This is a genomic window from Streptomyces sp. CC0208, assembly GCF_003443735.1.
Classification (GTDB): Bacteria; Actinomycetota; Actinomycetes; order Streptomycetales; family Streptomycetaceae; genus Streptomyces; species Streptomyces sviceus.
Window position 1 is genome coordinate 3,080,579 of the sequence record NZ_CP031969.1, and the last position, 20,125, is coordinate 3,100,703.

Here is a 20,125-nt window from a genome sequence, read left to right on the forward strand (position 1 = left end):
TGCAAAGGAAACACAGCCATGGCAGCGGGAGCCCCCCGGATCTTCGTCTCGCACCTCGCCGGCGTCGCCGTCTTCGATCCCAACGGCGACCAGGTGGGCCGCGTGCGCGATCTGGTCGTCGTGCTGCGCGTCGGGCGCAGGCCACCACGCGTGCTCGGCCTGGTCGTCGAACTCTCCACCCGGCGCCGCATCTTCCTGCCCATGACCCGGGTCACGAGCATCGAGTCCGGACAGGTCATCACCACCGGCGTGCTCAACGTCCGCCGCTTCGAGCAACGGCCCACCGAGCGCCTGGTCTTCGGCGAGCTCCTCGACCGGCGGGTCACGCTCGTGGAGACGGACGAACAGGTCACCGTCCTCGACGCGTCGGTGCACCACCTGCCGGCCCGCCGGGACTGGGAGATCGACCGTGTCTTCGTCCGCAAGGGCGGCAAGGGCGGGGCGTTCCGGCGCAAGGGCGAGGCGCTGACCGTCGAGTGGTCCGCCGTCACCGGCTTCACGCTGGAGGAGCACGGACAGGGCGCCGAGAGCCTCCTCGCCACCTTCGAGCAGCTGCGCGCGGCCGACCTCGCCAACGTCCTGCACCACCTCTCCCCCAAGCGGCGCGCCGAGGTGGCCGCGGCTCTCGACGACGACCGCCTGGCCGACGTACTGGAAGAGCTCCCCGAGGACGACCAGATCGAGATCCTCGGCAAGCTGAAGGAGGAGCGGGCCGCCGACGTCCTGGAGGCCATGGACCCGGACGACGCGGCCGACCTGCTCTCCGAGCTCCCCACGGAGGAGCAGGAGCGGCTGCTGAGCCTGATGCAGCCGGGCGACGCGGCCGACATGCGGCGCCTGATGGCCTACGAGGAGCACACGGCCGGCGGTCTCATGACCACCGAGCCGATCGTCCTACGGCCCGACGCGACCGTCGCCGACGCGCTCGCCCGTGTCCGCAACGCCGACCTCTCCCCGGCCCTGGCCGCCCAGGTCTACGTGTGCCGCGCGCCCGACGAGACGCCGACCGGCAAGTACCTCGGCACGGTCCATTTCCAGCGGCTGCTGCGCGACCCCCCGTACACCCTCGTCAGCTCCATGGTCGACGACGACCTCCAGGCCCTCGACCCGGACGCGACGCTGCCGGTGATCGCCGGGTTCTTCGCGACGTACGACATGGTCGCGGCGCCCGTGGTCGACGACTCGGGCTCGCTGCTCGGCGCGGTGACCGTGGACGACGTGCTCGACCACATGCTGCCCGAGGACTGGCGGGAGACGGAGTTCGACGCGGAGGGGGTGGTCCGGGATGACGCCTGAGCGCGAGACCCCGAGCCGCGAGCGCACCCCTTCCGGTACCCGCGAGCGCACCCCGTCCGGTGCCACGGCGGCCGGCCGTCCCCGCACCCGACTCGACCAGCCGCGCTCGCCGCGGCGCAGGCTGCTCCCCGAATGGGACCCGGAGGCCTTCGGACGGCTCTCCGAACGGATCGCCCGCTTCCTGGGCACCGGGCGGTTCATCGTCTGGATGACGGTCGTCATCATCGCGTGGGTCCTGTGGAACATCTTCGCGCCGGGCCCTCTGCGCTTCGACAACTACCCGTTCATCTTCCTCACGCTGATGCTGTCCCTCCAGGCCTCCTACGCCGCCCCGCTGATCCTGCTCGCGCAGAACCGGCAGGACGACCGGGACCGGGTCAACCTCGAACAGGACCGCAAGCAGAACGAGCGGTCCATCGCGGACACCGAGTACCTGACCCGTGAGATCGCCTCGCTCAGGATCGGCCTCGGAGAGGTGGCCACCCGTGACTGGATCCGCTCGGAGCTCCAGGACCTGATGAAGGAACTGGAGGCACGGCAGCACGACGGGCATGTCACATTCCCGACAGAACGGTCGGATCGGCCGTCGGGACGTGACGTAGAAGACCGTTGAGAGCCGTACAGGGGTTCCTGTACGGCGCCGTACCATCGTCTGTATGGCTAGCGAAGACGCGGTGCGCGAGGCACTGGCGACGGTGAACGACCCCGAGATCAACCGCCCCATCACCGAACTCGGGATGGTCAAGTCGGTCGACATCGGCGCGGACGGGGCGGTCGCGGTCACCGTGTACCTGACGGTCTCCGGCTGCCCGATGCGCGAGACGATCACGCAGCGCGTGACGGACGCGGTCGCGGCCGTCGAGGGCGTCACGCGCGTCGACGTCACGCTCGACGTGATGAGCGACGAGCAGCGCAAGGAGCTGGCCACGGCTCTGCGGGGCGGCCAGACCGAGCGCGAGGTCCCCTTCGCGAAGCCGGGGTCCTTGACCCGCGTGTACGCGGTCGCCTCCGGCAAGGGCGGCGTCGGCAAGTCCTCGGTGACGGTGAACCTGGCGGCCGCGATGGCGGCGGACGGCTTGAAGGTCGGTGTCGTGGATGCCGACATCTACGGCCACTCGGTACCGCGCATGCTGGGCGCCGACGGTCGTCCGACCCAGGTCGAGAACATGATCATGCCGCCGTCCGCGCACGGCGTGAAGGTCATCTCGATCGGCATGTTCACGCCGGGCAACGCCCCCGTCGTCTGGCGCGGCCCGATGCTCCACAGGGCCCTCCAGCAGTTCCTGGCGGACGTGTACTGGGGCGACCTGGACGTGCTGCTCCTGGACCTTCCCCCCGGCACGGGCGACATCGCGATCTCGGTGGCCCAGCTGGTCCCGAACGCGGAGATCCTGGTGGTGACGACCCCGCAGCAGGCCGCGGCGGAGGTCGCGGAACGGGCCGGCTCGATCGCCGTCCAGACCCACCAGAAGATCGTCGGCGTGGTCGAGAACATGTCCGGCCTGCCGTGCCCGCACTGCGGCGAGATGGTCGACGTCTTCGGCACGGGCGGCGGCCAGACGGTCGCGGACGGCCTCACCCGCACGACGGGAGCGACGGTCCCGGTCCTCGGCTCCATCCCGATCGACGTCCGCCTCCGCGAGGGCGGCGACGAGGGCAAGCCGGTGGTGCTGACCGACCCGGACTCTCCTGCCGGGGCGGCTCTGCGGGGGATCGCGGGGAAGCTGGGGGGACGGCAGCGGGGGCTTTCGGGGTTGTCCTTGGGGATCACTCCCAGGAACAAGTTCTGAGTCACATGCGCTGAAGCGGGGTCCCACGGGCCAGGTAAGGTCCGTGGAATGCCGAGAGTCAAAGTCAGCGTCGTCGTTCCCGTCTACAACACCGGGAAGTACGTCGACGAGTGCGCGCCGTCGCTGCTGGGGCAGAGTCTGCCCGCCGACGAGTACGAGGTCATCTACGTCGACGACGGCTCGACGGACGACACGCTGACCCGGCTGGAGAAGATCGCCGACGCGCACCCGAACGTCCAGGTGCACACCCGGCCGAACTCCGGCTGGCCGGGCGCACCGCGCAATCTCGGCATGCGGCACGCGCAGGGCGAGTACATCCAGTTCGTCGACCACGACGACACCCTCGGGCCCGAGGCCCTGGAGCGGCTGTACGAGCACGCGCAGCGGAACGACGCCGATGTGGTGCTCGGCAAGATGTCCAGCACGATGGTGCGGCCGCGGCGGCTGTTCCGGCACACGGTGGGCGCCTGCACGATCGAGAACGACGAGCTCATGCAGAGCATGTCGCCGCACAAGATGTTCCGGCGCGCCTTCATCGAGGAGCACGGTCTGCGCTTCCCCGAGGGCCCCTGGATCCTGGAGGACCTGGCCTTCGTCAGCGCCGCCTATCTGAAGGCCGAGCGGATCGCGGTGCTCGCCGACTACCCCTGCTACTACTGGATGAAGCGGGACGACGGCGGCAACAACACCCAGCACCGGTTCAACGCGCGCCACGGGTTCTGGTCCAACTGCCGGACCATCGTCCGCCAGATCAAGGACGGCACGACCCCGTCCGACGACGTCGACGCGCTGCAGAACCGCCTCCTGCACCGCCTCTACCACGTAGAGATCCTCTCCCGCACCCGCGAACCCGAGATCCTCCGCGAGGACCCCGCCGAGCAGCGCGAGCGCTTCGAGGCGGCCCGAAAGCTTGCCGTCGAGGAGTTCCCGGCCGCCGTACGCGAAGGCCTCCCCACCGTGTCCCGCCTCCGCGCCGAACTCCTCGAACGCGGTGACTTCGACGGGGCCGTCGCCCTCGCCGAGCGCGTCCGTGAGGTCAAGGCACGCAGCGCGGTCGGCGGGCTTCGGTGGGAGGACGGCCGGCTGGTCGCCGACGTCACGCTGGACCTGGTACGCGGGGACGGCGAGCCGCTGGTGCTGATCGAGCGGGACGGGAAGCGGTGGCTGGACCCGGAGCTGCTCGCCGGGGTGCCGGGGACCGAGGACGGCTGGGAGGTCCGCGATCCGTTCCGGCTGGCGTACGCCGAACTGGTCGTCAAGGACCGCGACCGGGAGGACTGGTGGTACCCGGAGGGTGATCTGGAGGTGCGGCTGGAGCCCTGCGGCGAGGGGCGCTCGCGGCTCGTCGCGTCCGGGCGGCTGAGCCTGGACCCCGAACGGCTCGCGGGCGGGCGGCCGTTGGAGCGCGGTGTGCACGACGTGTGGGCGTACGTCCAACTGCTGGGCGTGGACCGGATGGTCCGCCTCACCGGCGACGGCACTCCGGGCGCCCCGGCCGCGGGCCCGGCGCTGACCGGCGGGCGGCTCGCGCTGCCGTACTGGACGGGCAGCGGGCAACTCGCCCTCGACGTGGACCAGCGCCAGCGACGGCTCGGCTCCGACACGGCCGCTGCCGCCGCGGCGAACTCCGGACGCGGGGAGCGGTCGCTTCCGCTGCCTTACGTGGCGGCGGCGACGGACAGCGGCCCGGCTCGCCTCAAGGTCACCGTGTCCGCCCTGACGGTGGACGCCGAGCTGGTCCCCGGTGGGGGTGGGAAGACGGCCGCGCTGCGGCTGCCCGCCCGGCTCAAGCTCCCGGCCGGACGGCACCCGGTCAGCCTTCCGAAGACCGACGCCCCGCTCGCCTACGCCGTCGTCCGTGACGGCGCCCTGCTGCGCCTTGAGGGCCCGGCCCACGAGACCGGCACCGGGCGCCGGCTGCTCGACGCGGTCGCCGACAACCGCCAGGTCCGGCGGGTACGGCGACGACTCGGCCGATAGACAGCCCGGCAGGACGGTCGTGGGGCACCGCACGGACCCTCGGTGCCCCACCGCGCGCTACGCGTACGCCGAGATGTCCTTGATCATCGCGAATCCGAGCCCGTACGCGCTCATGCCTCTCCCGTACGCCCCCACGTGCACCCCCTCCTGGGTGGAGCCCGCGAGCACCCAGCCGAACTCCGACTCCCGGTAGTGGAACGGCGTGGGCACGCCGTCCACCGGGAGGGACAGGGTGGACCAGTCGGGTCCTTCGAGGTCGTCCGCCAGGACCCAGGCCGTCTCGGTCTGCTGGTCCAGCCAGTCGTCGCGCAGGGAGTGGTCCATCTGTCCGGGCCAGGTGAACGACAGCAGCCCCACCCCGGCCAGCCAGGCGGCGGAGGAGACCGACGTGGCCTCCAGCAGCCCCGTGCCGTCCGCGCTCCTGCGGGACGGGTTCGCGGCGACGGTCACCACGACCGCGAACTTCTCCTTCGGCTCCCCCGTGGAGCCCGCCTCGTTCTTCACCGAGGGCTCGTCACCGTGGCCGATCGACCCGTGCTCGACGGCCCCGTCGGCCGACGTGCCGACTTGCATCAGCCAGCGCGGCCCCGTGAAGGCCTCGTCGAGGCCGTACCAGGGGAAGGGCGCCTGAAGGTAGCCGTCGACCGTGCGCCGGGCGAAGGGAACCTGCTGGCCACCCTCCGCGGCCGGCGCCTGCGCGACTGCCCCACTCGTCGTCTCCATGTGCCGGACGCCTCCTACTAGCTCTCGTCGGACCGGACCGGCCCGCCCCCCTTCGGGCGGCGTCGCTGGTTCGCGTACGGCCCGCACAACAACTCGGCAGCATAGCCACACCGCTCCGAGCTGCGGGGAAACCGCCCGGCGCGCGGGGCGCACGGAGGGTGGCTTCAGGCCGTACGGGGGCCGTGCGCGGTGAGAGCGCGGTATGAAACGCGTCACGTACGACGTCACGTACGACGGGAAAAGGCGCCCGCGAGCTCAACTGCTCGGCAGGCGCCTTCCGGTGGGGCGTACGGCTCAGGTGGCGTCCGCGTCGAAGGGCGGGCGGTCGTCCTTGCCGAGCTCCTCGGGCTTCTTGGTCATGTCGATCCGGCCACCGGAGGAGGACGAGGAAGGCGAGGTGTCCGTGCTGTGCACCGCGTCGGTGACCTCGGCCATCTCCTTCTTCAGGTCGAAGCCGTTGCGGATCTCCTTGAGCCCCAGCTCGTCGTTGTCCAGCTGCTTGCGGATGAACGTCTTGGGGTTGAGGTCCTCGAACTCGAAGTCCTTGAACTCCGGGCCCAGCTCCGAACGGATGTCCTGCTTGGCGCTCTCCGAGAACTCGCGGATCTTGCGCACGGTCCGCATGACGTCCTGGATGACCTTCGGGAGCTTGTCCGGACCGAAGACGAGCACGGCGAGGACAACGAGCGTGATCAGCTCGAGCGGTCCTATGTCATTGAACACCTGAAGCTCCTTGCGATGTCCTCGGTCCTCGGCCCTCGGTGGTCTGTGCGGTCTTCCGTGGTCCGGGCCGGGTCCACGGTACCTGGGGATCCCGTACGACCGGTACTGCCCCGAGGGCTCCGAGTCCGTGCGGGTGGGCGGTTTTCCTGGTTGTTTGCCTTGTGGCGCGGGATTCGGGGGCGCCTCTACGAGGTTTCTGTCATCGCTTCAGCCGCCATCTGAGGATCCGAGGACCAGCGAAAGACTCCTTTCCCTGCCGTCGCGCTTCACGGTGAGCCGCAGGCGGTCGCCGGGGCGGTGGGCGCGGGTCCTCACGATGAGCTCGTCGCCGGAGTGGATACGGCGGCCGTCGACCTCGCTGATGACGTCGCCCGCCCGGAGTCCGGCCCGGTCGCCCGGACCGCCCTCGGTCACGGCGGGTCCGCCGTCGCTGCCCTTCGTCCCTATGCGGGCGCCGTCGCCCGTGTAGTCCATGTCGAGGGTGACTCCGATGACGGGATGGGTCGCCCTGCCGGTGTTGATCAGTTCTTCCGCGACCCGCTTGGCCTGGTTGACGGGAATGGCGAAGCCGAGACCTATCGAACCGGCCTGTCCGGTCCCGGAGCCAGTGCCGTCGTCGGCGGAACGGATGGCGGAGTTGATGCCGATGACACGGGCCCGGGAGTCGAGGAGGGGGCCGCCGGAGTTGCCGGGGTTGATGGGCGCGTCGGTCTGCAGGGCGTCGACATACGACACGTCGCTCCCCTCCCCGCTCTCGCCTCCGGCGGTGATGGGCCGTTCCTTCGCGCTGATGATCCCGGAGGTGACGGTGCCCTCCAGGTCGAAGGGGGCGCCGATGGCGACGACGGGGTCGCCGACCTGGACGCTGTCGGAGTTGCCGAGGGGCATGGGCCGCAGCCCGCCGACACCGCGCACCTGGACGACGGCGAGGTCGTAGCCGCTGTCCCGCCCCACGACGGTGGCCACGGCGGTGTCCCCGCTCTGAAAGGTCACCGATATCTCGCCGTCGGCGCCGGCCGGCTCCACGACGTGGTTGTTGGTGAGGATGTGACCCCGCCCGTCCAGCACGAACCCGGTCCCGGTCCCGGACTCCTCCGCCCCGCTCACATGCAGGGTCACGACGCTGGGCAGCGACCTCGCGGCGATCCCGGCGACAGTGCCCGGCGCGCGCCCTGCGGGCTCCTCCTCGGCCTGCGGCAACTCCACGACGTCACCTCCCATGCCGTTGCGCTCCAGATACGCCCCTACGACCCCACCGATCCCGCCCGCCACGAGCGCGAGCAGGAGAGCACCGGTGAGAAGCGCCCGCCGGGCTCGGCGACGCCGGGCGCCAACGGTGTCCACCACGGCACCGGTCTGCTGGAGGGGGGCGGGGACGGGGGCCCAGGGGTCGTAGTTCTGCCAGGGGTTCGGGGTGGCCGGCGCCGGGGGTGAGACCGGGGGCCGGCCGGCTGGGGGTGCCGTGGCGGTCGCCGGGAAGGGGGTGGGCGCGTCCATGGATGAGGCCGAGTCCTGGGCGGAGTCGGACGGCTGCCCCTGCGGGGGTCGCGTGTCGGACGGCGAGGGTGCGGCTGGGGCGACGCTCGCGGCCGACGCAGGGGGGCGACCCGGCGGCGGTGGGGCGAGCGCGCCGAGGGGTGCCGGAGGGGCGGTGACGGGGTGGGACGGTTGGGCCGCCGGGGGGTGGGCGGGCCCGTCGAGGTGCGGTCCTGGGGCCGGGACCGGGGCGTCACCCGGCGGAACCGCTGCGTCGGGGTGCGGTGAGGGCGTGGGTGTGCCCTGCCCTTGCCGCGGTGCGGGCGTCGGGGGCGCCGACATCGCCGTGCCCTGACCCTCCGACCCAGTCGGTGTCGGTATCCCCGTTCCATGCGTGGCTGTGGTCGTCGCCGGGTGCTGGACCCGCGGGGCGGGGGCCCAGGGACCCGGCACGCCGTAGGGCGGGGTGCTGGAGGAGTCGTAGTCCTGCGGCGGCTCGGGGCGGTCCGGGGCGGGCAACTCGAAGTCGTCCGCGGCCGCCGGTCCGTCCGTCTTCGCACCGGACGCCCGGTCTTCCGGTGGCCCGAGCAAGAAGTCACCGTCGGCCCCCGTCGGGCCGGTCCTCGGCGCAGCCCCCTCGCCTGGCCCGGAAACCGCCCTCGGCTTGCCCTCGTCCATGCTCCCCCCACAGTTGACCGGCCGCGGTGCGCGGCACGTCGACCTGTCTGTGGATTCAACCAGGTTCGGGCGCCGCGGAGCAGGGCGCCGGTCAGCGGGCGGTGCTGGGGGGAGGGGGCGCCGACGGGGTGGGGGAGACGGGTGCGGCGAGGAAGCCGGCGGTGGTGAGGTCCGGCGGTGTGGACAGGGACGTCAGGGTGAGCGGCGGGGAGGCACTGAGCGGACGTATGAGAGGGGACATCGCGGCGGCTCCGGCGACGACGGGCGCCGTCAGGGAGTGCAGGGCCGCCTGCTGCACCTGGGCGGGGATGCCCGGCAGCAGCGGGGCGGACGCGGTGGTCGGGGCGACCGGTGTGTCACCCGTCGTCCGCTGTCCCTGGTCCTGCGCGAGGAGCGGACCCACGCCACGGCGGCGCTGGCTCTCCGCCACCGCGGCTCCCGTGCCCGCCGTGCGTGCCGGTGTCACATTGCTGCCGGCCCCGCGGGCGTCGGTGTCGCCCGGTACCCCGGTGGTGACGCCGCCCAGCGCGATCGCGGCCAGCGACACCGCCCCGGCGGCGACGACCGCGAACCGCATGCCGCGCGAGGCCGAGCGGTCGGTCTCGTGACGGCTGACGTCATGGATGCGGAAGCCCCGGCCCGCGGAGGGCGGGAGCAGCGCGGTGTGCGTGCGGGCGGGGACGTAGTCGAACGCGAAGCGCTCGCCACGTCTTACGCCGAAGGCTCCGGTGGTGCCGGGTCGTCCCGACAGTCCTCCGAATCCTCCTCCGTCGAACGGCGAGCCGTCGCCGTCGTCAGGATCACCTCCCGGCAGCCCTTGGAGGCGGGCCAGGAAGCTCTCGGAGGGCGGGGGCGGGGCAGCCTCCGCGAAGACGTTCTTCAGGCGGCGCTGGGCGTCCGCCTCCGCCTTGCACTTCGGGCAGGTGGCGAGATGCGCAAGGACACGCTCTCGCGTGGCGTGACCGAGCTCGCCGTCCACCAGGGCGGCGAGCCGGTCTCCCAGATGCTGTTCCGCGAGGCTTCCCTCGCCGGGTTTGGGCAGTGATCCACTCACGCGGACGCGCCCCCTCCCCCCAGCGCGGGGACCCGGGCCATGAAGGAGCGGCGCTCGGCACGGGCCTCGGGTGAGCGGTGGGCAAGGGCCTTGCGCAGCTGGGACCGGCCGCGGTGGATCCGCGAACGGACGGTGCCGAGCTTGACGCCCAGGGTGGCGGCGATCTCCTCGTACGACAGTCCCTCGATGTCGCACAGGACGACCGCGGCGCGGAACTCCGGCGCGAGGGTGTCGAGGGCCTGCTGGACGTCCGCGTCGAAGTGGGCGTCGTTGAAGAGCTGCTGGGGTGACGGCTCGCGGCTGGGCAGCCGCTCGGCCGCGTCCTCGCCGAGGGCGTCGAAGCGGATGCGCTGCTTGCGGCGGACCATGTCCAGGAAGAGGTTGGTGGTGATGCGGTGCAGCCAGCCCTCGAAGGTGCCCGGTGTGTACGTGGACAGCGAGCGGAAGACGCGGACGAAGACCTCCTGCGTGAGGTCCTCGGCGTCGTGCTGGTTACCGGTGAGGCGGTACGCCAGGCGGTAGACGCGGCCGCTGTGCGTGCTGACGATCTCCTCCCAGGTGGGCGGAGTCCACGCCTGCCCGTCCGCGTCGGTGGCAAAGGTCGCGGTCTGGGCGTAGTCGCCGGCGTGGCTGTGGTCAGCAGTGTCGTTCACGGATCTCGGCCTGCCCGCCGATCCGAGGAAGCGCCGCAGCACTCCCCCACGATCACCAGGTGCGGCCGCACCTCCCCTGTCGGCTCTGGTTGTCTCCAGTGGAGCCCCTACCATAGCCACCTCGCCCGTTAGCTCCGGATAAGCGGTTTTACGAGAATTTGATCTGGGCTGATACCACTCGGTCCCCTGCGTCAGCAGTTGCTCGAGGGCCCGCTCGGCTTCGTGATCCAACTGTGTCCCCCCGGGTGCGTCTCCACCCCTCTAAACGCCCGGTCCCATCTGCGGGTTCCCGACGCCAACGGATACAGTCACGCCCAGGCAACCACGGGGCAAGGAGAGGGTCATTACCGGCAACCGGCAGACGAGCTGGGCGTTCGCCGACGCCTACGTCGCCGAGGACGAAGTCCTGAGCTGGGCCCGGGACCGGGCCCGTGAGGCGGGGCTGCGCTCGGTGTCGCCCGGCGCGGGCGCGGCGCTGCGGTTGCTGGCCGCCTCCGTGGACGCCAAGGCGGTCGCCGAGATCGGCACCGGCACCGGCGTGTCCGGCATTCACCTGCTGTATGGGATGCGCCCGGACGGCGTGCTGACCACCGTCGACCCCGAGCCGGAGCACCAGCAGTTCGCCCGCCAGGCGTTCCGCGCCTGCGGCTTCGCCAGCAACCGGGCCCGCTTCATCCCGGGCCGCGCCCTGGACGTCCTGCCCCGTCTCGCCGACGCCGGCTACGACCTCGTCTTCTGCGACGGTGACCGGCAGGAGGTCATGGACTATCTCGCTGAATCGTTGCGCCTGCTGCGTCCCGGTGGCCTGGTGGTCTTCGAGGGCGTCTTCGCCAACGGCCGCACCGTGGACTCGGGACCGCAGCCGACCGAGGTGCTGCGCCTGAGGGAGCTGCTGCGGGCCGTACGCGAGAGCCAGGAGCTGGTGCCGTCGCTGCTGCCGGTGGGCGACGGATTGCTCTGCGCGGTCAAGCGCTGAGCCGATGAGGGCCGTACGGCCATTAGGGGGACCGCCCGGGCAGACCACTGCCCCGGCACCTCAAAAGATGCCGGGGCAGCCGAAAGGGTATGGTCGCTTCCGCGTCAGCCGACGACCTTCTTGAGGGCGTCACCGAGCGCGTCGGCCTCGTCAGGCGTCAGCTCGACGACGAGCCGACCGCCGCCTTCGAGCGGAACGCGCATGACGATGCCCCGCCCCTCCTTGGTCACCTCGAGCGGGCCATCGCCCGTCCGCGGCTTCATGGCCGCCATGCTCGTTCCCCTTCCTGAAACCAGCTCATCGTCAAAGCCGACAGCCCTGGGAGGGCACGCGCATCCAAGAAGGGACACACGCCACCGGCATCGAACACATTGCTTCCCAGCCATTATCCCGCATCGCAGGACCCGATGACCAACATCAGTCGGCATCGCTTGGGCAACGCGCGCGAGCAAAACCACTCAATTCGGCGATGTGGCTGCGATACTCCGCCGCCGCGCCGATCCCAGCCGCTCGTGAGCGCTCCGTAATTCTTTGACGCAGGTCACACGTCCGGTCCGGTCCGCGGACGGTGATCTCCGCCATGCTGTCTTCGGACATCGGATGCAGCGGACAACCGGAGGGGATACGCCATGGCCGACACCGTGCTCTACGAGGTGCACGACGGGCTCGCGACGATCACGCTGAACCGGCCGGAGGCGATGAACGCGCTGAACATCGCCACCAAGGTCGCGCTGCGGGAGGCCGTGGAGTCGGCGGCCTCGGACGACGCCGTACGGGCCGTGCTGCTCACCGCCGCCGGGGAGCGGGCGTTCTGCGTGGGACAGGACCTCAAGGAGCACATCGGGCTGCTCGCCGAGGGCTCCACGGAGGTCATGAGCACGGTCAGGGAGCACTACAACCCGGTCGTGCGGGCCCTGACGGAGATGCCGAAGCCGGTGGTGGCCGGGGTGAACGGGGTCGCGGCGGGTGCCGGCTTCGGGCTCGTGCTCGCGGCGGACTACCGGGTGGCGGCGGACACGTCCGCGTTCAACACCTCGTTCGCGGGGGTGGCGCTGACCGCGGACTCCGGGATCTCGTGGACGCTGCCGCGGGTGGTGGGGCCGGGGCGCGCCGCCGACCTGCTGCTCTTCCCGCGGACCATGTCGGCTCGGGACGCCCATGATCTGGGGATCGTGAACCGTCTCGTGCCGTCCACCGAGCTGCCCGCGGAGGCCGAGCGGGTGGCGCGGGCCCTGGCGGAGGGGCCGACGGTGGCGTACGGCGCGATCAAGGAGTCCCTCGCGTACGCGCTGTCGCACTCCCTGGCGGAGACGCTGGACAAGGAGGACGAGCTGCAGACGCGGGCGGGGGCCTCCGAGGACCACGCGATCGCCGTGCGGGCCTTCGTGAACAAGGAGACGCCCAAGTACCTGGGCCGGTAGGGCTCAGCGGCTCCTGGCGACGCACGTCTCCAGGTGGTCGTCCACCAGTCCGCACGCCTGCATCAGGGCGTACGCCGTCGTCGGGCCCACGAACCGCAGCCCGCGCTTCTTCAGGGCCTTGGACAAGGCGGTCGACTCCGCAGTGACCGCGGGGACGTCCGCCAGGGTCCTGGGGACCGCGTGCGAGGCCGGGGCGTGGGACCAGATCAGCTCGTCCAGCTCGCCCGGGGACCATTCGGCCAGCACGCGCGCGTTGGCCATCGTCGCGTCGATCTTGGCGCGATTGCGGATGATCCCCGGGTCGAGGAGCAGACGGTCGCGGTCGGCCTCACCGAACGTGGCCACCTTGGCGATCTCGAAACCCGCGAAGGCGGCGCGGAAACCCTCGCGGCGGCGGAGGATGGTGATCCAGGACAGTCCGGACTGGAAGGCCTCCAGGCTGAGCCGTTCGTAGAGGGCGTCGTCGCCGTGGACCGGGCGGCCCCACTCCTCGTCGTGGTACGTCACGTAGTCCGGGGTGGACAGGGCCCAGGGGCAGCGCGGAGCGCCGTCCGGGCCGGTCAGGGCGGTGCCGTCGCTCACTGCTGCTCCTCCTGGCCGTGCTCCGGCTTGTGCAGGGCGACGTGGGCCGCGGCCTGGGCGCCGGCCAGCGCGGACTCCAGGTCGGCGATCCGGGCGTCCCGCTCGGCGAGCTCGGCGCCGAGGCGGCTGAGCGCGTCGTCGACGTCCGCCATGCGGTAGCCGCGGGCGGTCAACGGGAAGCGCAGGCCCTCGATGTCGGCGCGGTTCAGGGGTCGGTGCAGCGGCAGCGGGTCCTGGAGCCGCTCGGGGGCGACGTCCGGCAGCGGGCCGTCGCTCTCGCCGCCGCCCACCACGGCGAGCGTCACCGCGGCGACCACGACCGCGAGCGCGATGACCAGGAACAAGAACATAACCATCGCTGAGGTCCCCAGGGTCCCTGCCGGCGGCCGGCCACCGGCGTCGAATGTGTCAGGGTCCGATCGTGCCATGCGGGTCGGACGGTTAGGGTCGCAGGCGGCGGATGTGCAGGACGTACTAGGAGAGGTCACAGGCGATGCTCAGGCTGGGCAGGCGTGAATTCGACGCGCACGAGCCGGTGATCATGGCGATCGTGAACCGGACCCCGGACTCCTTCTACGACCAGGGCGCCACGTTCCTCGACGAGCCCGCCCTCGCGCGCGTGGAGCAGGCGGTGGCCGAAGGGGCCGCCATCATCGACGTCGGCGGGGTCAAGGCCGGGCCGGGCGAAGAGGTGTCCGCGGCGGAGGAGGCCCGGCGGACCGTCGGATTCGTGGCGGAGGTACGGCGGCGCTTCCCCGACGTGATCATCAGCGTCGACACCTGGCGGGCGTCCGTCGGTAAGGCCGTGTGCGAGGCGGGGGCGGATCTGCTCAACGACGCCTGGGGCGGGGTCGATCCGGGGCTGGCCGAGGTGGCCGCGCGGTACGGGGTCGGACTCGTGTGCACGCACGCCGGGGGCGCGGAGCCTCGTACGCGGCCGCATCGGGTGACGTACGACGACGTCATGGCCGACATCCTGCGAGTGACCGTGGGGCTCGCCGAGCGGGCGGTCGCGCTGGGGGTGCCCCGGGAGTCGGTGTTGATCGATCCCGGGCACGACTTCGGGAAGAACACGCGGCACAGCCTTGAGGCGACTCGGCGGCTCGGGGAGATGGTGGAGACCGGGTGGCCCGTCCTGGTGTCGCTGTCCAACAAGGACTTCGTGGGCGAGACCTTGGACAAGCCGGTGAAGGAGCGGGTGGTCGGCACGCTGGCGACGACTGCCGTGTCCGCGTGGCTGGGAGCCCAGGTGTACCGGGTGCACGAGGTGGCGGAGACACGGCAGGTGCTCGACATGGTGGCGTCGATCGCAGGACGCCGGCCTCCGGCGGTGGCCCGCAGGGGGCTGGCCTAGGACCGGGAGCGCAACCCCCGGTCCCGGCCGGTGCGAACGGCTACCTGCCCGCCTCCTTGGACACCAGCGCCACCGCCTCGTCCACGTCGTCCGTCATGTGGAACAGCAGCAGGTCCTTCTCCGACGCCTTGCCCTGGGCGATCAGGGTGTTCTTGAGCCAGTCGACGAGGCCGCCCCAGTACTCGCTGCCGAAGAGGACGATCGGGAAGCGTGTGACCTTCTGGGTCTGGACGAGGGTCAGGGCCTCGAAGAGTTCGTCGAGGGTGCCGAGGCCGCCGGGCAGGACCACGAAACCCTGCGCGTACTTCACGAACATCATCTTGCGGACGAAGAAGTAGCGGAAGTTGAGACCGATGTCGACGTAGGGATTGAGCCCCTGCTCGAAGGGGAGCTCGATGCCGAGGCCGACCGAGGTGCCCTTGGCCTCGCAGGCGCCCTTGTTGGCCGCCTCCATGGCGCCGGGGCCGCCGCCGGTGATCACGGCGAAGCCCGCCTCCACCAGGCCCCGGCCGAGCCGCACGCCCGCCTCGTACTCGGGAGAGTCCACCGGTGTCCGCGCCGAGCCGAACACGCTGATCGCGGGCGGGAGTTCGGCGAGCGTGCCGAAGCCCTCGATGAACTCCGACTGGATGCGCAGAACGCGCCAGGGGTCGGTGTGGACCCAGTCCGAGGGGCCGCCCGCGTCCAGCAGGCGCTGGTCGGTCGTGCTCGCCGTGACCTGTCCCCGCCGGCGGAGGACAGGTCCCAGGCGCTGCTCCTCCGGCGGCTGCTTCTTGCCCTCGGGGTTCCCGGTAGCCATGTGCGCTCCCTCCGCTTGCCTGGTCTTTCCATCTCAGCGTAGATCTACGCGGGTTACGGAGGGGGGACGTCCGCGTGTCCGCCATGAAGCGCCACCGGCGCACCCTTCCTACGACGTCAGCCAGGCCCGCAGCCGCGCCTCAGCCTCCGGGATCAGCGAGGCCTTCACCCGCTCGTCCACCTTGTGCGCGAGCAGCGGCTGACCGGGGCTGTAGTTCACCGCGGGCACACCGAGCGCGCTGAACCGGGACACGTCCGTCCAGCCGAACTTGGGGCGGGCGACACCCCCGACCGCCGCCATGAACGCCTGGGCGACGGGGTGGGTGAGGCCCGGGCGGGCGCCGCCGGTGTGGTCGTCGACGGTGAACTCGTCGACCCCGCAGTCCGCGAAGAAGTCCCGCACGAAGGCCTCCGCCTCGGCCTCGCTGCGGTCCGGCGCGTAGCGGAAGTTGACCGTCAGGGTGCAGGAGTCGGGGATGACGTTCGTGGCCACGCCGCCGTCCACCCGCACGGCGTTGAGCCCCTCGTGGAACTCCAGCCCGTCCACCACCGGCTTGCGCGGCTCGTAGGCCGCCAGCTTCGCGAGGGCGGGAGCGGCCTTGTGGATCGCGTTGGAGCCCATCCACGCCCGCGCGGAGTGCGCCCGCTCTCCCCTGAACGTCAGCAGCACCCGCAGGGTTCCCTGGCAGCCGCCCTCGACCTGGTTGTCCGTCGGCTCCAGGAGGACCGCGAAGTCGCCCTCCAGCCACTCGGGGTGGGCCTCGGCCACATGCCCCAGGCCGTTGAGGTGGGCCGCGACCTCTTCGTTGTCGTAGAAGATGAAGGTGAGGTCGCGGTTGGGCTCCGGGACCGTCGCCGCGATCCGCAGCTGGACCGCGACCCCGGACTTCATGTCGCAGGTGCCGCAGCCCCACAGGTAGCCCTCGTCGTCGAGCCGGGAGGGGACGTTGCCCGCGATGGGCACGGTGTCGATGTGGCCGGCGAGGATGACGCGTTCCGGACGGCCGAGGTCCGTGCGGGCGACGACGTTGTTGCCGTGGCGGTCGACCGTGAGGTGCGGCAGGGCGCGCAGGGCGCTCTCGATCGCGTCCGCGAGGGGCTTCTCGGTGCCGCTCTCGGAGGGGAAGTCGACGAGCTGCGCGGTGAGCTGAGCTGCGTCCAGCGAAAGGTCAAGAGGGGTGTCGGCCATGCTCCCGACCCTAACGCCCCGCTCCGCGCCCTCTCGGTCCCCGTCCGGCACAGCTGTCTCAGTACTCTCCAGTATCTTGTCCGGATGCCAGAGCCGTTGCCCCCTACTCGCAAGCGCCGTGGCCGTCTCCTCCGCTTCGGGGCGGCCGTCGTGGTCCTGTGCGCGGTCGCCGGTTACCTCGTGGTGCAGTACCTCACCGGCGGCACCGACGGGCCGACCTGCAGAGTCGTCTCCAGCGGCGCAGGCGGGCCGTCGTACGAGTTCACGCCCGAGCAGGCGGTGAACGCGGCGACGATCACCGCCGTCGGCACCGGGCGCGGGCTGCCGGAGCGGGCTGTGACCATCGCGCTCGCCACCGCGCTCCAGGAGTCGGGGCTGCGCAACATCTCGCACGGCGACCGTGACTCCCTCGGCCTGTTCCAGCAGCGGCCCTCGCAGGGCTGGGGCTCTCCGAAGGAGATCCTGGACCCGACGTACGCGGCTGCCGAGTTCTACAAGCACCTGGTCAAGGTGAAGGGCTACCAGGACCTCCCGCTGACGGTCGCCGCCCAGCGCGTGCAGCGCAGCGGCTATCCGGAGGCGTACGCCAAGCACGAGCCGGACGCCGAGCTGCTGGCCGCCGCCCTCACCGGCACCGCGGCGGCCACCCTGACCTGTGACGGCCGCCAGGACACCACCCAGGCCGCCCAGGCCACGGCCACGGGGACTCAGGCCACCGCCACGGGCCCCGACGCCGTGCGGTCGGCTCTCGTACGGGACTTCGGGCGCGACGCGCTGGAGACGACCGCGGCGGAGGTGGGCGCCAAGGCCGCGCCGAGCCCGACGCCCAGCACGAACGACACCCGCACCGTGACCCTTCCCGTGCGGAAGGACACCCGCCCCGGTTCCGACCGCAGCCTCCGGGAGCGCGGCTGGCAGCTCGCCCACTGGGCCGTCGCCAACTCCTCGGCGCTGCGCATCGAGCGGGTCTCCTACGCCGGGCGGCAGTGGACGGCCGGGAACACCGTCAGCGAGTGGCGTACGACGGGCGGCGAGGACGGCACGGAGTCGGTGCGGATACTGACGGCACGCTAGTTCGGAAGATCACCCGGGAGGGTCTCGTCCGGCCACCGCGGGAGCGGGTGTGCGCAGGTTTTCGTCACCTCACCCCCGTATCCGCGAAATCCCTTGCGGACACAGGGCGACAAGGATTCGGCGGACTTTCAGACCGGAAGCTTTTTGCCCGTTTTTATCCGCAGGTGATAATGCGACGCATTGCCAACTCTTTACATTGCGCGTCCGCAACCTTCGACGGCTTCGAGCGGTAGTCACGGCGTCCTAGCAACGTTTCCTCCGTCGAAGGAGCAACATGTCCCTCCCCCTGACCCGCAGGATCGCCCGTGCCGCGCTGCTCGTCGCTGCCGGAGCGGCCGCCGGGGTCGGTGCGGCCGGCTCCGCCAGTGCGGCTCCCGCCGCGCTGCCCGCCACTCCGAACCTCGGCGGGCTGACCGCTCTGGACGGGGCGCACGTCGGCAACACGGTGGACGGCACGGCGAAGAACCTGACCGGGACCGTGGGCAAGACGGGTGGCAAGGCCGTCGAGAAGGCGGTGCCGTCCGCGGGCAAGGCCGTGAAGAAGGCCACGCCGGTGGCGCAGAAGACGGCGGGTGCGGCCGCGGGCTCCGCCGGTGGCGTCGTCGGCGACACGGCGTCAACGGCGACGAAGGGCGGACTGCCGACCGACTCCCTCGCCAAGGGCGGCCTGCCGTCGGCTGACACCCTGCCGGTGAAGAGCCTCCCGCTCGGCTAGTACCCCCCGCATACGGCGAAGGGGCCCGGGGAACTCCCCGGGCCCCTTCGGCGTGTCCGGTCGTCGTGTCCGGAGCGGGTCACGCCAGTCGCTCGACCGCCGCCCGCACCCGCTCGTCCGTCGCCGTCAGCGCGACCCGTACGAACTTCTCGCCCGCCGCGCCGTAGAAGTCGCCCGGGGCCACCAGGATGCCCAGGTCGGCCAGGTGGGCGACGGTCGCCCAGCAGGACTCGTCCCGCGTGGCCCACAGGTAGAGGCTGGCCTCGCTGTGCTCGATGCGGAAGCCGTGGTTCAGGAGGGCCTCGCGCAACAGCGACCTGCGAGCCGTGTAGCGCTCGCGCTGTTCGCGGACGTGGGTGTCGTCGCCGAGGGCCGCCACCACCGCGGCCTGCGTCGGCGCCGGGGTCATCATGCCGCCGTGCTTGCGGATCTCCAGGAGGGGCGCCAGGACGGCCGGGTCACCCGCGAGGAAGGCCGCGCGGTAGCCCGCGAGGTTCGACCGCTTCGACAGCGAGTGAACCGCCACGATGCCGTCGTAGGAGCCACCGTTGACGTCCGGGTGCAGGACGGAGACCGGGTCGGCCTCCCAGCCCAGCTCCAGGTAGCACTCGTCGGAGAAGACCAGGATGCCGTGGGACCGGGCCCAGGCGACGATCCTCGTCAGCTCGTCCTTGGACAGCACCTTGCCGGTCGGGTTGGACGGCGAGTTGAGCCACAGGAGCTTCAGGCCCGCCGGGTCCAGCTCGGTGGGGTCGTCGTAGACCTCGTGGTCGGCCCGGGCGAGGCGCGCGCCGACCTCGTACGTCGGGTAGGCGAGGCGGGGGTACGCGACCCGGTCGCCGGGGCCGAGGCCCAGCTGGGTGGGGAGCCAGGCGACGAGTTCCTTGGAGCCGACGATCGGCAGGACGTGGCGGTGGGTGACCTCGCGGGCGCCCAGGCGCCGCTCCACCCAGCCGGTGATCGCGTCGCGCAGGGCCGGGGTGCCCCAGACCGTCGGGTAGCCCGGGGAGTCCGCCGCGTCGATCAGGGCCTTCTGGACGAGATCGGGGACCGGGTCGACGGGTGTGCCGACCGACAGGTCGACGATGCCTCCGGGGTGCGCGGCAGCCGTCTTCTTGTACGGCTCCAGCTTGTCCCAGGGGAAGGTGGGAAGGCGGTCGCTGACTGCGGACACGGCGTCGGGCTCACTTTCGGGTCGTACGGGAAACACGTCGGTCCCGCAGGCCAGGATCGGGGGCGATCAGGCCGTACGGGACCGAGGCGACACGGAAAGGTGCCAGCTGATCAGGCCTGCGGCGGCAGCGCGGCGATGAACGGGTGGTCCCGCTCGATCAGACCCAGCTTGCTGGCGCCGCCGGGCGAGCCGAGTTCGTCGAAGAACTCGACGTTCGCCTTGTAGTAGTCCTTCCACTCGTCCGGAGTGTCGTCCTCGTAGAAGATCGCCTCGACCGGGCAGACCGGCTCACAGGCACCACAGTCGACGCATTCGTCCGGGTGGATGTACAAGGACCGGGAGCCCTCGTAGATGCAGTCGACCGGGCACTCCTCGATGCAGGCCTTGTCCTTCACGTCGACACAAGGCTGCGCGATGACGTAGGTCACGCTGTCGTTCCTCCTCCATAGGGCGCTGGCGGGCCTCCTCA

General features: G+C 71.5%; 21 protein-coding genes. 9 read left to right on the top strand and 12 right to left on the bottom strand.

What is annotated here, in order from left to right:
• Window positions 1–18 precede the first annotated feature (18 nt).
• The 4 genes from D1369_RS13845 to D1369_RS13860 are packed head-to-tail and all read left to right on the top strand — an operon-like array spanning window position 19 to window position 5,066.
• Window positions 19–1,296, top strand: coding sequence for a CBS domain-containing protein (locus D1369_RS13845; RefSeq protein WP_007384522.1), 1,278 nt, complete (start codon window positions 19–21; stop codon window positions 1,294–1,296).
• The gene (locus D1369_RS13850; protein ID WP_007384521.1) at window positions 1,286–1,909 is read left to right on the top strand and encodes a DUF1003 domain-containing protein; all 624 of its coding nucleotides are present in this window, start codon (window positions 1,286–1,288) and stop codon (window positions 1,907–1,909) included. Before D1369_RS13845 ends, D1369_RS13850 begins: the two co-directional genes overlap by 11 nt.
• A gap of 43 nt (window positions 1,910–1,952) precedes the next feature.
• Entirely contained in the window at window positions 1,953–3,086 is a 1,134-nt protein-coding gene (locus D1369_RS13855; protein WP_007384520.1) for an Mrp/NBP35 family ATP-binding protein, read from the top strand.
• A 48-nt stretch (window positions 3,087–3,134) separates the two neighbouring features.
• Window positions 3,135–5,066 carry a glycosyltransferase family A protein gene (locus D1369_RS13860; protein ID WP_007384519.1) on the top strand — a complete coding sequence of 644 codons (1,932 nt, stop codon included), beginning with the start codon at window positions 3,135–3,137 and terminating at the stop codon, window positions 5,064–5,066.
• Window positions 5,067–5,123: 57 nt separating this feature from the next.
• Here D1369_RS13860 and D1369_RS13865 read toward each other — a convergent pair whose 3' ends face one another.
• The 5 genes from D1369_RS13865 to sigE all read right to left on the bottom strand — a co-directional run bounded on the left by D1369_RS13865 (window position 5,124) and on the right by sigE (window position 10,415).
• Window positions 5,124–5,789 carry a hypothetical protein gene (locus D1369_RS13865; protein ID WP_037901357.1) on the bottom strand — a complete coding sequence of 222 codons (666 nt, stop codon included), beginning with the start codon at window positions 5,787–5,789 and terminating at the stop codon, window positions 5,124–5,126.
• A gap of 294 nt (window positions 5,790–6,083) precedes the next feature.
• A complete protein-coding gene (locus D1369_RS13870; protein ID WP_007384517.1) occupies window positions 6,084–6,512 on the bottom strand; it encodes a sec-independent translocase in 429 nt (142 codons plus the stop codon).
• Window positions 6,513–6,719: 207 nt separating this feature from the next.
• The gene (locus tag D1369_RS42895; RefSeq protein ID WP_162951014.1) at window positions 6,720–8,666 is read right to left on the bottom strand and encodes a trypsin-like peptidase domain-containing protein; all 1,947 of its coding nucleotides are present in this window, start codon (window positions 8,664–8,666) and stop codon (window positions 6,720–6,722) included.
• A 91-nt stretch (window positions 8,667–8,757) separates the two neighbouring features.
• Window positions 8,758–9,720: a zf-HC2 domain-containing protein gene (locus D1369_RS13880; protein ID WP_007384516.1), complete on the bottom strand. Its 963-nt coding sequence runs from the start codon at window positions 9,718–9,720 to the stop codon at window positions 8,758–8,760.
• Entirely contained in the window at window positions 9,717–10,415 is a 699-nt protein-coding gene (gene sigE, locus D1369_RS13885) for an RNA polymerase sigma factor SigE (RefSeq protein ID WP_037901355.1), read from the bottom strand. Before sigE ends, D1369_RS13880 begins: the two co-directional genes overlap by 4 nt.
• 235 nt (window positions 10,416–10,650) lie before the next feature.
• Here sigE and D1369_RS13890 point away from each other — a divergent pair, with 235 nt between their 5' ends.
• Complete coding sequence (locus D1369_RS13890) at window positions 10,651–11,349, top strand: O-methyltransferase (protein WP_342364943.1); 699 nt, start codon at window positions 10,651–10,653, stop codon at window positions 11,347–11,349.
• Between the two features lie 104 nt (window positions 11,350–11,453).
• Here the strand turns inward: D1369_RS13890 and D1369_RS13895 are convergent, their stop codons facing one another.
• Window positions 11,454–11,621 carry a DUF3117 domain-containing protein gene (locus D1369_RS13895; protein ID WP_003966491.1) on the bottom strand — a complete coding sequence of 56 codons (168 nt, stop codon included), beginning with the start codon at window positions 11,619–11,621 and terminating at the stop codon, window positions 11,454–11,456.
• Between the two features lie 357 nt (window positions 11,622–11,978).
• Between D1369_RS13895 and D1369_RS13900 the strand changes: the two genes are divergently transcribed.
• Complete coding sequence (locus tag D1369_RS13900; protein ID WP_118082470.1) at window positions 11,979–12,770, top strand: enoyl-CoA hydratase-related protein; 792 nt, start codon at window positions 11,979–11,981, stop codon at window positions 12,768–12,770.
• 3 nt (window positions 12,771–12,773) lie between these two features.
• Here the strand turns inward: D1369_RS13900 and D1369_RS13905 are convergent, their stop codons facing one another.
• A complete protein-coding gene (locus D1369_RS13905) occupies window positions 12,774–13,352 on the bottom strand; it encodes a DNA-3-methyladenine glycosylase I (protein ID WP_007384511.1) in 579 nt (192 codons plus the stop codon).
• Entirely contained in the window at window positions 13,349–13,708 is a 360-nt protein-coding gene (locus D1369_RS44520; protein ID WP_082319452.1) for a DivIVA domain-containing protein, read from the bottom strand. The genes D1369_RS13905 and D1369_RS44520 overlap by 4 nt, the downstream gene beginning before the upstream one ends.
• A gap of 137 nt (window positions 13,709–13,845) precedes the next feature.
• Between D1369_RS44520 and folP the strand changes: the two genes are divergently transcribed.
• The gene (folP, locus tag D1369_RS13915) at window positions 13,846–14,706 is read left to right on the top strand and encodes a dihydropteroate synthase (RefSeq protein WP_007384509.1); all 861 of its coding nucleotides are present in this window, start codon (window positions 13,846–13,848) and stop codon (window positions 14,704–14,706) included.
• Between the two features lie 40 nt (window positions 14,707–14,746).
• Here the strand turns inward: folP and D1369_RS13920 are convergent, their stop codons facing one another.
• Both D1369_RS13920 and dapE read right to left on the bottom strand, forming a co-directional pair.
• Complete coding sequence (locus D1369_RS13920) at window positions 14,747–15,505, bottom strand: TIGR00730 family Rossman fold protein (protein WP_007384508.1); 759 nt, start codon at window positions 15,503–15,505, stop codon at window positions 14,747–14,749.
• Window positions 15,506–15,613: 108 nt separating this feature from the next.
• Entirely contained in the window at window positions 15,614–16,693 is a 1,080-nt protein-coding gene (gene dapE / locus D1369_RS13925; RefSeq protein ID WP_007384507.1) for a succinyl-diaminopimelate desuccinylase, read from the bottom strand.
• 84 nt (window positions 16,694–16,777) lie between these two features.
• Here dapE and D1369_RS13930 point away from each other — a divergent pair, with 84 nt between their 5' ends.
• Together D1369_RS13930 and D1369_RS13935 are read left to right on the top strand one after the other, a co-directional pair.
• The gene (locus D1369_RS13930; RefSeq protein ID WP_106433532.1) at window positions 16,778–17,767 is read left to right on the top strand and encodes a heavy metal transporter; all 990 of its coding nucleotides are present in this window, start codon (window positions 16,778–16,780) and stop codon (window positions 17,765–17,767) included.
• A gap of 274 nt (window positions 17,768–18,041) precedes the next feature.
• The gene (locus D1369_RS13935) at window positions 18,042–18,482 is read left to right on the top strand and encodes a hypothetical protein (protein WP_007384505.1); all 441 of its coding nucleotides are present in this window, start codon (window positions 18,042–18,044) and stop codon (window positions 18,480–18,482) included.
• Window positions 18,483–18,561: 79 nt separating this feature from the next.
• Here the strand turns inward: D1369_RS13935 and D1369_RS13940 are convergent, their stop codons facing one another.
• Window positions 18,562–19,656: a bifunctional succinyldiaminopimelate transaminase/glutamate-prephenate aminotransferase gene (locus D1369_RS13940; protein ID WP_007384504.1), complete on the bottom strand. Its 1,095-nt coding sequence runs from the start codon at window positions 19,654–19,656 to the stop codon at window positions 18,562–18,564.
• Window positions 19,657–19,766: 110 nt separating this feature from the next.
• The gene (fdxA, locus tag D1369_RS13945; RefSeq protein ID WP_007384503.1) at window positions 19,767–20,084 is read right to left on the bottom strand and encodes a ferredoxin; all 318 of its coding nucleotides are present in this window, start codon (window positions 20,082–20,084) and stop codon (window positions 19,767–19,769) included.
• Window positions 20,085–20,125 lie beyond the last annotated feature (41 nt).